Genomic DNA, 13,375 nt, shown 5'->3' on the forward strand with positions numbered 1-13,375 from the left:
GGCTCATATTGGGAACTTTTCCGCCAGTATCAGCGTGCGGCCAAGCGCCCCACCCCGCCCCGCTCGAGGAAGACGCAAAGCACGCAAACCAGCAGCAGAAACTGGTCCTCGATGAAAAAGACCCCGCTGCTGCCCAGCCATGGCGCGCCGACATGCACGGACCATCCCGGCAGGGAGAACAAGAACGTGAGCGTGGTGAGGAAAGTGGCCCCGCACATCATCAGGGCGGATCCACCGGAGCGGCGGCGATGCGGCCAGCCCAGCAATACCAGGCCGGTGAGGATTTCCACCACGCCGATGATGTCGGACACGCCGCGTACGTCCCATACCTGCCGCATCCAGCCGAGTACCGGGCTGTCGAGCAGCAGCCTGTCGATGCCCTCGGCTTCATAGCTGGTGAATTTCGCGCCGCCAATCCACAGGAGCACCATGATCACGCCGTATCGCGCCGCGGCCAGCGCCAGGCGCGCGGCTCGTTCACGTCCCAGCGCTTCCAGTCCGATCCAGGCCGCCAACGCAGCGATCGCCGCGTGCTTGATGATGGATTGCCCATCGCCGATGGCCGGGAATCCGCCAAAATCCTGCTTCCAGGCGACCGGGAGGAACAATCCCGCCAGGGTCGTGGCGTAGCCTAGCGCAATGGCCAATGCCGCCAACCCGCGCAGGCGTGGCCCGCGTGACTGCGCCACGCACAGCAGCAGCATGACCCATGCGCCGGCTAGCATCGTCCCGATGCCGACACCGGAAGCATTGAAGTACGGGTTCCGATCCACTACCAGGCTGATCGCGATCCAGGCTTGCAGCACGGCAAAAATCTTCGCCACCGGCCCCAACCAGTGGCGCGCGTCGTCATGCTGGCGAAGAAAGGCTTCGATTCGGTCCACGGGCATGTCCTTATGGGGTGGTTCGGCATCCTATGCCATGCAACACGCCGGGAATTTTAGACTTCGGCTCAAATCGCGCAAACTGTCCTGCCCTGCTCTGGGCTTGAAACTGCAAGCGTTCGCTTGGCGGCTCGCTAGATCTCCACCTGCGCACCGAGCTCGATCAACCGGTTGCCCGGAATCTGGAAGAACGCCGTCGCCGGCAGCGCGTTGCGCGCCATGAAGGCAAACAGCTTGTCGCGCCACAGGGCCATGCCCGGCCGGCGAACGTCGGCGACGATGGTTTCGCGGGACAGGAAGAACGTGGTGTCCATCAGGTCGAAGCCTAAGCCCTTGGCCGAGCACCGCTGCAGGGCAAGCGGGATGTTGGGGTCCTCGGCGAATCCGAAGCGCACCTGCAGGCCGTAGAAGCCGCCGCCCATGTCGATGATGTCCAGGCGCTCGTCGTTATCGGCGACCGGGGTTTCCAGCACATCGACGGTGAGCATCACATTGCGCTCATGCAGCACCTTGTTGTGCTTGAGGTTATGCAACATGGCGTGCGGCACGGAGTTCTGGTTGGCGGTAAGGAATACCGCCGTGCCCGGCACGCGCAGCGGCGGGTGCTCGCCAATATTCTCGATGAAGGGAGCCAGGGCCAGGCCTGACTGCTTGATCTCGCGTACGACGAGGTCGCGGCCGCGGCGCCAGGTGGTCATCATGGTGAAGATCACCACGCCCAGCACCAGCGGGAACCAGCCGCCGTGGGCGATCTTCAGTGCGTTGGCGCCGAAGAAGGCGAAGTCGACGATGAGGAAAATAACGCCCGTGGCGATCACCGCCGGCCAGCTCCAGTTCCAGCGCTTGCGCGCCACCACCAGGGCCAGCATGGTGGTCATGGTCATGGTACCGGTCACCGCAATGCCGTAAGCCGCACCCAGGTTGTTCGATGAGCGGAAACCTACCACCGCCAGCAGTACCAGTACCAGCAACAGCCGGTTGATCCACGGCAGGAATATCTGCCCGGACATCTGGTGCGAGGTGTGCTTGACCGCCATGCGTGGGGAATAACCCAGCTGCATGGCTTCGCGGGTCATCGAGAACGCCCCGGAAATCACCGCCTGCGAGGCGATCAGCGCCGCCATCGAGGACAACACCACCATCGGATACAGCAGGCTTTCCGGCACCAGCCGGTAGAACGGATTCTCAATCGCCGTCTGGTCGTGCAGCAACAAGGCGCCCTGGCCGAAGTAGTTGATCAGGAGCGCCGGCAGCACGAAGAAGAACCACGACAGGCGAATCGAACGCTTGCCGAAATGACCCATGTCCGCGTACAGCGCCTCGGCGCCGGTGAGCGCCAGCACCACGCCGCCAAGGGCAATGAACGCGCCGCGGCCATGCGTTTGGAAGAACTCCACCGCATACATCGGGTTCAGCGCATACAGCACCTGGGGGTGGGCCATGATCTGCCGCCCACCCAGCACCGCCAGCACGATAAACCAGATAATCATCACCGGCGCAAAAGCCCGGCCCACCAGGTGCGTGCCATGGCGCTGGATGCCGAATAGCACCAGGATGATCACCACGCAAATCGGAATGATGTAGGCATCAAGGCCGGGCGCTGCGATCTCCAGGCCTTCCACCGCCGAGAGTACCGACATGGCCGGGGTGATCACGCCGTCGCCGTAAAACAGCGACGCACCGAAAATGCCGATGGCCGCCAGCACCCAGCGCGCCCGCGGGCTGCCCACCATGCTGCGCTGAGCCAGCGCCATCAGCGCCATGATGCCGCCCTCGCCCTTGTTGTCCGCGCGCATCACGAAGGTCACGTACTTCAGTGACACCACCATGATCAGCGCCCAGAAGATCAGCGACAGCACACCCAGCACGGCGTCCGCTTCCGGCTGCATGCCGTGCGTGCCGAGGGTTTCCTTCATGGCGTATAGCGGGCTGGTGCCGATATCGCCGAAGACGACGCCAACGGCGCCGGCCGCGAGTGCGGCCAGCGAATGGCGTCGGGTTTCATTGGTTTGCACGATCAATTCCCCAGCGCGGCGCGCAGCGCCTTGCGGATGATGGCCTCGGCGTCATCGCCGTCGGCTGCGGTTTTCTGTACCAGGCGCGACACTTCCACTGGCTTGTAGCCTAGTTGCAGCAGCGCGACGGTGGCTTCGCCGGCGGCGTCCAGTGGCGCACCCGACGGCATCGAGCCGTTGGCTGGCATAGCCACGCCGTTGGCATCCACGCGGTCGCGCAGTTCCACCACGATGCGTTCGGCGGTCTTCTTGCCGATGCCGGGGATCTTGGTCAGCGCCACCACGTCGCCGGCAAGCACCAGGCGTGAGAACTGGTCGGTGGATACGCCCGAGAGCACCGCCAGGGCGATCTTGGCGCCGATCCCGGACACCTTGAGCAGGTTCCGGAACAGCGCGCGCTCGTGTTCGTGCATGAAGCCATACAGCGCGACGGAGTCTTCCTTCACCGCATGGTGGGTAAGGAGGGTGACTTCCTTGCCCGTGGCCGGAAGCTCGTAGATGGTGGACATCGGGGCGTCCACCTCGTAGCCCACGCCACCGACGTCGATCAACAGGCTGGGCGGCTGTTTGGTCACCAGGATGCCGCGTAAACGTCCGATCATCGGCGCCGCCTCCATGCGGTGCGGGGAATGCCCAAGCGTTCGGTGCTCGAGCGGGTATGGGCGTGGGTCACGGCGATCGCCAGGGCGTCTGCGGCATCGGCCTGGATGGGCCCCTTGATCGACAACAGGATGCCGATCATGTGTTGCACCTGCGTTTTGTCGGCGCGTCCACCGCCGACGACTGCCTGCTTCACTTCACTGGCCGCATATTCGTGCACCACGATCCCCTGGTTGACCAGCGCGCAAATGGCAGCGCCGCGCGCCTGGCCCAGTTTAAGTGCCGAATCGGGATTGCGGGCCATGAAGACACGCTCGATCGAGGCCTCGGTGGGCAGGTGCGTGCCAACGATAACCTGCAATTCGTCGAAAATTCGTTTCAGCCGCAGCGGGAAGGTGGCCTCGCCGGCCACGGCCAGTGCGCCGTGGAACACATGGCGGAGGCTGCCGTCGTCGGCGACGTCGATAATCCCCACGCCCGTGCGTTGGCTGCCCGGGTCGATGCCGATGATGCGCGTCATGGTGTGGGTGGTCGCTGCGGGTGGATGGGCCACCCGCGACGCTTCAGCCTTCGACCGGCGCGGTGAGCGCGGCGTTGTGATAAATCTCGTGGACATCGTCGAGTTCTTCGAGCCACTCGATGAGATCGCGCAAGGTGTCTTCCACCTCCGCAGGCACCGCCACGCGGTTGGCTGGACGCATGACCAGATCGGAGCTTTCCGCCTTCAGGCCAGCGCTTTTAAGCGCTTCCTCGACCGCGTGGTAGTGCTCGCCGGCGCACAGCACGGTGCTCATGCCGCCTTCGTTCACCACGTCGTCCGCGCCGGCTTCAAGCGCCGCCTCAAGGATTTTTTCTTCCTGAGCGGCATCGCCGCCCGTGGCGAAGACGATTTCGCCGGTACGGGCGAACTGGAACGAGACCGAGCCGTTGGTGCCCAGGTTGCCGCCGTGCTTGGTGAGCGCGTGGCGTACATCGGCCACAGCGCGCGTGGTGTTGTCGGTGACGCAGTCGATGATGATGGCCACGCCACCCGGGCCGTAGCCCTCGTAGCGAACTTCCTGCATGTCGGCGCCGCCGTCGGCACCCGAGCCCCGCTTGATCGCGCGCTCGATGGTGTCCTTGGTCATGTTGGCCGACAGGGCCTTGTCCACGGCCGAACGCAGGCGCGGGTTACCGGCAGGGTCAACCACGCCCGAGCGCGCCGCGACGGTGATTTCGCGGATCAGCTTGGTGAACACCTTGGCGCGCTTGGCGTCTTCGGCGTTCTTGCGACCTTCGATGGACGGGCCTCTACCCATGGGATGTTCCTGCGTGCTGCAAGGTGGCGAAGCCGGGGATTTTACTCCAAAAACCGCGTCTGGCGCCCCGCGCCTACCCTGCCGCGGCGCTTGCGGCCGCAAACCGGCCGTCACGCAGGAAACAGGCCGCCTGCTGTGCCACCTCGGCGGACATCAGCAGGCCCGTATGGGTGGTTTCCACCATGCAGTGGTCGGCCAGGCCCGGCAGGCGTGTTTCGGCCACCGATACGGAGCCGTCATGTTCGTCGGCGAGCGCCCCCACCACCGAACCCAGGCCCACGGGCAGGTAGCCGGCCACCATGCCGACCTCGCGCGGGCCATCCCAGCTTTCGAAGCCGTGCTCGAGGAGCTCCCGGGCATTGCCCAGCAGGCGGTCACCGCCCCAGTGGCCGATCAGGCCACGCGCAGCGGCGCTGCCGGCCAGCGGCGAGCCAAGGCAGACAATCCGACCGTCGGGCAGGTCGTCATCCACGCAGGCCAGCAGCGCCAGCATGCCGCCCAGGCTGTGCCCAACCAGGTGTACCCGCCCCGGCGCCAGCTCGCGCATCTTCCGCTGCAGGCGGACGATCGCACGCTCGGGCGTGCCGGCCACGCTCATGTACTCGAAGCGGTGGACTTCGAAACCCTGCTCGATCAGCCGGCGGCGCAACAAACCCATGGCGAAGGCACGCATCCACAGACCATGCAGCAGGATGACGTGCTCGGTCGCCACCGGCCGTTATCCCTTGCCCAGTGCGTCAGCCACGCGCACGTGCAGTTCCTTCAGCTGGGCCAGGGCCACCGCCGACGGCGCGTCTGTCATGAGGTCCTGGGCGCTGGTGGTCTTGGGGAAGGCGATGACGTCGCGGATCGATTCGGTGCCGCCCATCAGAGCGGCGATGCGGTCGATGCCGAAGGCCAGGCCACCATGGGGCGGCGCGCCGAACTTCAGTGCCTTGAGCAGGAAGCCGAACTTGGCCTCGGCTTCTTCCTCACCGATGCCCAGCAGGCCGAACACGGCGCTTTGCATGTCCGGGCGATGGATACGGATCGAACCGCCGCCGATCTCGTTGCCGTTGAGCACCATGTCGTAGCCGCGGCTGACCGCCGTGGCGGCATTGGCGCGAAGATCGCCGATGTCGTCGACCTTTGGCGCGGTGAACGGATGATGCAGCGCCACGAAGCGCTGTTCCTCGGCATCGTATTCGAACATCGGGAAATCGGTGACCCAAAGCGGCTTCCAGCCTTCGGCCACGAAGCCACGATCACGGCCGACCTTCAGGCGCACCTGGCCCATGAAGTCGGTGACCGTCTTCCAGGAACCTGCGCCGAAGAGCAGCATGTCGCCGGTATCGGCGCCGGTGAGGTCGAATAGCGAGGCCAGGGCCGCATCGTCGAGGAACTTGGCCACGGGCGAGGCGATGCCTTCGCGCCCCTTGGATTTGTCTTCCACGCGCAGCCACGCCAGCCCCTTGGCACCGTACTTGGCGGCGTGCTCGGTGAGCTGGTCGATGTCCTTGCGGGACAGGGTGGCGCCGCCGGGCACGCGCAGCGCAGCCACGCGGCCTTCCGGATCGTTGGCGGGACCCGCGAACACCTGGAATTCCACATGTTTCACGGCGCTGGCGACGTCGATGAGTTCCAGCGGGTTGCGCAAATCCGGCTTGTCCGAGCCGAAGCGCTGCATGGCCTCGGCCCAGGTCATGCGCGGGAAGGACGCATCAAGCTGGACGTCGATCACATCCTTGAACACGTGGCGGATCAGCTCCTCGACGAAATCCTGCACGTCGCGTTCTTCGACGAAGGCGAATTCAAGGTCGAGCTGGGTGAATTCCGGCTGGCGGTCGGCGCGGAGGTCTTCATCGCGGAAGCAGCGGGCGATCTGGTAGTAGCGATCGAAGCCCGCCATCATCAGGATCTGCTTGAACAACTGTGGCGACTGCGGCAGCGCGTAGAACTGGCCCGGATGCACGCGGCTGGGCACCAGGTAGTCGCGCGCGCCCTCGGGCGTGGCTTTGGTAAGGATCGGCGTTTCGATGTCCTGGAAGCCTGCGTCGTCGAGATAACGGCGCAGCGAACGCACCAGGGCGATACGCGTGCGCATGATCTTCTGCATCTCGGGCCGGCGAAGGTCGAGGTAGCGGTAGGTCATGCGCATGTCCTCGTTGGGGTTCTCGTGCAGCGCGAAGGGAAGATCCTTCGCCGCATTGAGTACCTCGACGGTGGCGGCCACCAGTTCGACCGTACCGGTGCGCAGCTTGTCGTTGGCGGCGATGCGCTTGCGCACCGTGCCGGTGACGCGGATGCAATATTCGTAGCCGATCTCGCCGGCCACCTTGAAAGCGGCTTCGTTGTCGCGGTCGATCACGACCTGGGCAATGCCCTCGTGGTCGCGAAGGTCGACGAAGGCCACGTGGCTTTGCAGGCGAAGCGTGTTGACCCAGCCACACAGGGTGACTTCCTGGCCTACGAGGGTCTCGTCGATGAGACCACAAAAGTGCGTTCGCATGCGCTGCTGGCTCCGGGCCGCCGACGGCCATTATTCGGGTGGAAAAGACCCCGAATTCTAGCATGCGGCCCGGAGCCGGCCGCGATTACCAGCGGCGCTGGACAGCGAAACGTCCCCGGCAGCCGCCATTGACCCAGATGCCGTCGCGGTTGGTGCCCCAGTTGCGACCTTCGATGCAGCGGGTGTCCGAATCGTTGTTGACGATGGCGACCCGTGCACCACGAAGATCGATCGGGCAGACCTTGTAGCGATTGTTCTCGCTGCCGCAGACCACGACCTGGTCGCGCCCGCCAGGCGGATGACCACCACCCCACCCCGGACCACCCGGACCACCCGGACCGCCCGGCCGGCCGCCGGCCTCGGCAAACTGGCCACGGCAACCGCGGTCGACCCAGATGGCCCCGCGTTCGAAGCCCCAGTTGCGGCCCCTGTCGCAGCGGGTATCGGAATCCTGTTTCACCAGTTGGGCATCGCGCCAGGGCACGCTGCAGCGGGTGTATTTGCCGTCGACGCTGCCGCAGGTCACCACCTGGCCGTTGCCCCAGCGTTGCGCCTGTGCCGGCACCGCCACGAACGAAAGTCCCACCACCAAGCCCAACGTGGCCGCGAGGCCCCATGCACGCGCTTTCATCGTCCCAACTCCTTCCATGCCGGCGCGGCTGCGCCATGGAGCAAGATCTTGCACTTTCCGTATGAACGAAGGAATACGCGGGCGTCGGGAGGCGCCAGGTCGATTCAGCCGCCAGCGGGTCAATCGGCGCTGGAGGGTGCCGCGGCAGGCTTTGGCACGTCTGCCTTGGGGGCGTTCACCTTGGGGGCATCCACCTTGGGGGTATCGGCTTTGGGCGCGTCGACCTTGCCGTCGCCGGCCAGATTTCGCTTCTTGTCGCCGTCCTTCTTGAAGTCGGTCTCATACCAGCCGCTGCCGGCCAGGCGGAAACCCGGGGCGCTGAGCATTCTTCCCACCCGCGGCTCGCCGCATGTGGGGCAAACGGTGGGGTCGGCGTCGGAGAGCTTCTGCAGGCGCTCGAAGCGGTGGCCGCAGGCCTGGCACTGGAATTCGTAGATGGGCATGGGGCTTGGTTACCTGGTCGCGACCGCTGATTATAGCGGGGTGTCCTGTCAGGACGCCCCGCCCTTGCCAAACACCAGATGTCCGCCCTCGGCGCCGACGGTGATGGTGTCGCCGCTGGTGTACACGCCCGACAGCAACTGCTGCGCCAGCGGGTTTTCCAGTTGCTGCTGCACGGCGCGCTTGAGCGGCCGGGCGCCGTAGACCGGGTCGAAGCCGATGTTGGCCAGGATGTCGAGGGCTGCATCGGAAATGTCGATCTTCAGCTGGCGATCGGCCAGGCGCTTGCCCAGGTAGTCGAGCTGGATGCGGGCGATGGCGCGGATCTGCGCCTTGCCCAGCGGCCGGAATACCACCAGCTCGTCCAGGCGGTTGATGAACTCCGGACGGAAGTGCGCCTGCACCACGGCCAGCACCGAGGCCTTCATCTGCATGTAGTCGGCCTCGCTGTCACCGGCCTGTTCCTGGATCAGGTTCGAGCCCAGGTTCGAGGTCATCACGATCACCGTGTTGCGGAAGTCCACCGTGCGGCCCTGGCCGTCCGTAAGGCGGCCATCGTCGAGCACCTGCAACAGGATGTTGAAGACATCCGGATGGGCTTTTTCCACCTCGTCGAGCAGGATCACGCTATAGGGCCGGCGGCGCACGGCCTCGGTGAGGTAGCCTCCCTCTTCGTAGCCGACGTAACCGGGGGGCGCACCGACCAGGCGGCTCACGGAGTGTTTTTCCATGAACTCGCTCATGTCGATGCGCACCATGGCGTCGGGCGCGTCGAAGAGGAAATTGGCCAGCGCCTTGCACAGTTCCGTCTTGCCCACCCCCGTGGGACCCAGGAACAGGAATGAACCATAGGGCCGGTTAGGATCGGACAACCCGGCGCGCGCGCGGCGGATGGCATCGGCCACTGCGCGCACGGCTTCGTCCTGGCCCACCACGCGCTCGTGCAGCACGGTTTCCATCGCCAGGAGTTTCTCGCGCTCGCCCTCGAGCATCTTGGATACGGGAATACCCGTCCAGCGACTGACCACCTCGGCGATTTCCTCGGCGGTCACTCGATCCTGCACCAGCTTGAAGTTCTGCTGCTCTGCCTGCTGCGCGGCCTCCAGCTGTTTTTCAAGCTCGGGCAGCCGGCCATACTGGATCTCGCTCATGCGGGCGTAATCCTGCCGGCGCTGCGCCGCTTCCAGTTCCAGCCGGGCTTCTTCGATCTGTTCCTTGATGCGAGTGGCGCCCTGCAGCGCCGCCTTCTCCGACTTCCATATCTCGTTGAGGTCGGAAAATTCCCGCTCCAGGGTATCGATGTCGGCTTCAAGGTCCGCCAGGCGCTGGCGGGACTCTTCATCCTTTTCCTTGCGCAGCATTTCGCGCTGGATCTTCAGCTGGATCAAGCGGCGTTCCAGGCGGTCCAGTTCCTCGGGCTTGGAATCGATCTCCATGCGGATGCGCGATGCCGCTTCGTCCATCAGGTCGATCGCCTTGTCGGGCAACTGGCGGTCGGCGATGTAACGATGGGAGAGTGTCGCCGCGGCGACGATGGCAGGGTCGGTGATCTCCACGCCGTGATGAACGGCGTAGCGCTCCTTCAGGCCGCGCAGGATGGCGATGGTGTCTTCCACCGTGGGCTCGCCGACGAACACCTTCTGGAAGCGGCGCTCCAGTGCTGCGTCCTTCTCGACATATTTGCGGTATTCGTCGAGTGTGGTGGCGCCGATGCAGTGCAGCTCGCCACGCGCCAGCGCGGGCTTCAACATATTGCCCGCATCCATGGCGCCATCGGCCTTGCCGGCGCCGACCATGGTGTGCAATTCGTCGATGAACAGGATCACCCGGCCTTCCTGCTTGGCCAGGTCGTTCAACACGGCCTTCAGGCGCTCCTCGAACTCGCCGCGGAACTTCGCGCCGGCGATCAGTGCCCCCATGTCCAGCGACAGTACGCGGCGGTCGCGCAGCCCTTCGGGCACCTCGTCATTGACGATGCGCTGGGCCAGCCCTTCGACAATGGCTGTCTTGCCCACGCCGGGCTCGCCGATCAGTACCGGGTTGTTCTTGGTGCGCCGCTGCAGCACCTGGATGGTGCGGCGGATCTCCTCGTCGCGGCCGATGACGGGGTCGAGCTTGCCGTTTTCAGCACGCTCGGTGAGATCGATGGTGTATTTCTCAAGCGCCTGGCGCTGCTCCTCGGCGTTCTCTGACTGCACTTTCTCACCGCCTCGGAGCTTGTCGATCGCAGCCTCGAGCAGGACTTTGGTGGCGCCGGCCGCCTTCAGGGCCGCGCCGAGTTCACCACGGTCCTCCAGGGCCGCCAGCACGAACAGTTCACTGGCGATGAACTGGTCGCCGCGCTGTTGGGCCAGCTTGTCGGTAAGGTTCAAAAGGCGCGTGAGCTCGTTGCCGATGCTCAAGGATCCTTCCTGACCGCTCACCTTCGGCAGACGATTCAGGATCTCGCCGATCCGCTCGCGCAGGGCCGGCACATTCACGTGGGCCTGGGTCAGCAGGGGCCCGGTGGACCCTCCCTGCTGGTCGATCAACGCCGCCAATACGTGCGCAGGCTCCAGCATGTTGTGGTCGCGGCCAACGGCCAGCGACTGGGCGTCGGCCAGCGCCTGCTGGAAGCGCGAGGTAAGTTTGTCCATGCGCATAACGGTTAGAACCCCATTCTTAATGGTTTGCACGAGCGCTGCCTCGAATGTGAGGCGCCGCCGTCGATGGTCCACAAATGAGGCCCGGCGGCCGCCGCTTCAAGCAGCATTCGTGCCTACATCGTGCCCCCTCCGCGCGCCGTTCACATCGCCGGCTTCACACTTCCGTTATCCGCAGATGGAGATCGATGCAAGGTGAACGCCCGCCGCGCTGGATTGCCGCCCCCGCCCAAACCCGACCGCGGCCACCCCTGGGCCCTCTTCCTCGACGTCGACGGCACCTTGCTCGACTTCGTCGACGACCCTGCCGCCGTGCGGGTGCCGCAGGCTTTGGCACGCTCACTCGATATCCTGCACGAACGCCTTGGCGGCGCCCTGGCCCTGATCAGCGGACGCAGCATCGCCGACCTTGACCGCCTGTTCGGGCGTGCCACGTGGGCCGCAGCGGGACTGCACGGGTTCGAGCAGCGGAACAGCCAGGGCGCCGTCGAACGATTGCAGGTGAATCCCTCCCAGGTCGAGGAATTACGACGTAACGCCGCGGCGCTCGCCATGCAGTTGCCCGGTATCCGTGTCGAGGACAAGGGCGTGGCGGTGGCCCTGCACTATCGCGAGGCGCCGCAACAAGGCGACGCGCTGAAGCTCGCCGCCACCGCACTGGCCGAAGAACTGCCTGGTTACGAACTGCAGCCGGGCAACCATGTGGTGGAGTTCAAGCCGCGCGGCATGGACAAGGGCATGGCCGTGTCGGCCCTGCTGCAGACACCTCCGTTCAAGGGCCGCCTGCCTGTATACGTCGGCGATGATCTAACCGACGAACACGGCTTCCTGGCGGCCAACGCCCATGGCGGGTTCTCCATACGCGTGGGCGACCGTGAGCCCAGCCAGGCCACCAGCACGCTGGCCAACGTCGCCTCGGTACATGCATGGCTTAAGGAGCTGGCTGCATGAGCCGGCTGGTGGTCATCTCCAACCGGGTGGCCCTGCCCAAGCAGACGCAGACCGGCGGCCTGGCCTCGGCGATGAACGCCGCCCTGCAGGAACGCGGCGGCCTGTGGTTCGGCTGGAGCGGCAACATCGGCAAGGAAAGCGGCACGGAACTGCACGAGGTCACCGAACGCAACATCAGCTACGCCACCATCGACCTTTCCCGCAAAGACCACGATGAGTACTACGCCGGCTTCGCCAACCGCGCCCTGTGGCCGTTGTTCCACTATCGCGGCGACCTGGTCGACTACCGCCGCGACCATATGGAAGGCTATTTCCGCGTCAATGCGGTGTTCGCCGATAACGTGGCCCGACTGATCCAGCCCAACGACACCATCTGGGTGCAGGATTATCACCTGATCCCGCTGGCACAGTTGCTGCGCGACCGAGGCGTGCGCAACCGCATCGGCTTCTTCCTGCATACGCCGCTGCCGGCGGCGGGCCTGATGATCACCCTGCCGCGCCACCGCGAACTGTTCGAATCGCTCGCGTCGTACGACCTGGTGGGCCTGCACACGCACCGTGACCTGCGTGCGCTGGAAGATTACTTCCTGCACGAACTGGGCGCGGCCATGCGCACCGGCGGCCGGATCCGCGCGGCCAATGGCCGCCTGTTCCGCGCCGGTGTGTTTCCCATCAGCATTGATACCGCCGAAGTGGTGGAACTGGCCCATCGCACCGAAGACACCGGCGATGTCGCACGCCTGCGCCACAGCCTGGACGGCCGCGAGCTGATCATCGGCGTGGACCGTCTGGATTATTCCAAGGGCCTGCCGCAACGCTTCGAGGCGTTCGCCCGACTGCTCCGCGACAACGAGGAGATGCGCCGGCGCGTCTCTTTCCTGCAGATCGCCCCGCCCTCGCGCTCGGAAGTGCCTGAGTACCGGCAGATCCGCCGTGACCTGGAGCGCAGCGCCGGCCACATCAATGGCCAGTTTGCCGAGCCCGATTGGGTACCGATCCGCTACGTGAACAAGTCCTACCCACAGAAGATGCTGGCCGGCTATTTCCGCGTTGCGCGGGTGGGCCTGGTCACGCCCTTGCGCGACGGCATGAACCTGGTCGCGAAGGAATACATCGCCTGCCAGGACCCGAAGGACCCCGGCGTGCTGGTGCTCTCGCGGTTCGCCGGCGCGGCGCAGGAACTGGGCGCGGCGCTGCTGGTGAATCCCAACGACCTGGACGACGTGGCCGAGGCGCTCAAGCGCGCCCTGGACATGTCCCTCAAGGAACGCCGCCAGCGCTGGGACGCATCGATGGAAGTACTCGAAAACAACGACATCACGCGCTGGCGCAACGCCTTCCTGGAGGCGTTGATGCATCCGGCGCGCAACGCCAGCGATCTGGCGACGACGGCGCCCGCCGAAACGATTTCCTGAAAGAGGGTCG

12 protein-coding genes are annotated in these 13,375 nt (G+C 65.3%); 2 read left to right on the forward strand and 10 right to left on the reverse strand.

The window, feature by feature from the left end:
- Positions 1–29: 29 nt before the first annotated feature.
- The 10 genes from NDK18_RS06845 to clpB all read right to left on the reverse strand — a co-directional run bounded on the left by NDK18_RS06845 (position 30) and on the right by clpB (position 10,999).
- Positions 30–884 (reverse strand): DUF417 family protein, encoded by an 855-nt coding sequence (locus NDK18_RS06845; protein ID WP_250627382.1) that lies wholly within the window; start codon positions 882–884, stop codon positions 30–32.
- A gap of 134 nt (positions 885–1,018) precedes the next feature.
- A complete protein-coding gene (locus tag NDK18_RS06850; RefSeq protein ID WP_250625058.1) occupies positions 1,019–2,899 on the reverse strand; it encodes a potassium transporter Kup in 1,881 nt (626 codons plus the stop codon).
- A 2-nt stretch (positions 2,900–2,901) separates the two neighbouring features.
- Positions 2,902–3,501 (reverse strand): Holliday junction branch migration protein RuvA, encoded by a 600-nt coding sequence (gene ruvA / locus NDK18_RS06855; protein ID WP_250625057.1) that lies wholly within the window; start codon positions 3,499–3,501, stop codon positions 2,902–2,904.
- A complete protein-coding gene (ruvC, locus tag NDK18_RS06860) occupies positions 3,498–4,019 on the reverse strand; it encodes a crossover junction endodeoxyribonuclease RuvC (protein WP_250625056.1) in 522 nt (173 codons plus the stop codon). The genes ruvA and ruvC overlap by 4 nt, the downstream gene beginning before the upstream one ends.
- A 43-nt stretch (positions 4,020–4,062) precedes the next feature.
- Positions 4,063–4,797 carry a YebC/PmpR family DNA-binding transcriptional regulator gene (locus NDK18_RS06865; RefSeq protein ID WP_250625055.1) on the reverse strand — a complete coding sequence of 245 codons (735 nt, stop codon included), beginning with the start codon at positions 4,795–4,797 and terminating at the stop codon, positions 4,063–4,065.
- A gap of 73 nt (positions 4,798–4,870) precedes the next feature.
- Positions 4,871–5,509: an esterase/lipase family protein gene (locus NDK18_RS06870; RefSeq protein ID WP_343219684.1), complete on the reverse strand. Its 639-nt coding sequence runs from the start codon at positions 5,507–5,509 to the stop codon at positions 4,871–4,873.
- Positions 5,510–5,515: 6 nt separating this feature from the next.
- Positions 5,516–7,285, reverse strand: coding sequence for an aspartate--tRNA ligase (gene aspS, locus NDK18_RS06875; RefSeq protein WP_250627383.1), 1,770 nt, complete (start codon positions 7,283–7,285; stop codon positions 5,516–5,518).
- Positions 7,286–7,370: 85 nt separating this feature from the next.
- Entirely contained in the window at positions 7,371–7,916 is a 546-nt protein-coding gene (locus NDK18_RS06880; protein WP_250625053.1) for a DUF3011 domain-containing protein, read from the reverse strand.
- A 119-nt stretch (positions 7,917–8,035) separates the two neighbouring features.
- A complete protein-coding gene (locus tag NDK18_RS06885) occupies positions 8,036–8,359 on the reverse strand; it encodes an FmdB family zinc ribbon protein (RefSeq protein WP_250625052.1) in 324 nt (107 codons plus the stop codon).
- Positions 8,360–8,407: 48 nt separating this feature from the next.
- Positions 8,408–10,999, reverse strand: a complete 2,592-nt coding sequence (clpB, locus tag NDK18_RS06890; protein ID WP_250625051.1) for an ATP-dependent chaperone ClpB — start codon at positions 10,997–10,999, stop codon at positions 8,408–8,410.
- A gap of 195 nt (positions 11,000–11,194) precedes the next feature.
- Between clpB and otsB the strand changes: the two genes are divergently transcribed.
- Both otsB and otsA read left to right on the forward strand, forming a co-directional pair.
- Positions 11,195–11,950 carry a trehalose-phosphatase gene (gene otsB, locus NDK18_RS06895; protein ID WP_250627384.1) on the forward strand — a complete coding sequence of 252 codons (756 nt, stop codon included), beginning with the start codon at positions 11,195–11,197 and terminating at the stop codon, positions 11,948–11,950.
- Positions 11,947–13,365 (forward strand): alpha,alpha-trehalose-phosphate synthase (UDP-forming), encoded by a 1,419-nt coding sequence (gene otsA / locus NDK18_RS06900; RefSeq protein WP_250625049.1) that lies wholly within the window; start codon positions 11,947–11,949, stop codon positions 13,363–13,365. The genes otsB and otsA overlap by 4 nt, the downstream gene beginning before the upstream one ends.
- Positions 13,366–13,375 lie beyond the last annotated feature (10 nt).

This window comes from Pinirhizobacter soli (genome assembly GCF_015905305.1).
GTDB lineage: Bacteria > Pseudomonadota > Gammaproteobacteria > Xanthomonadales > Rhodanobacteraceae > Pinirhizobacter > Pinirhizobacter soli.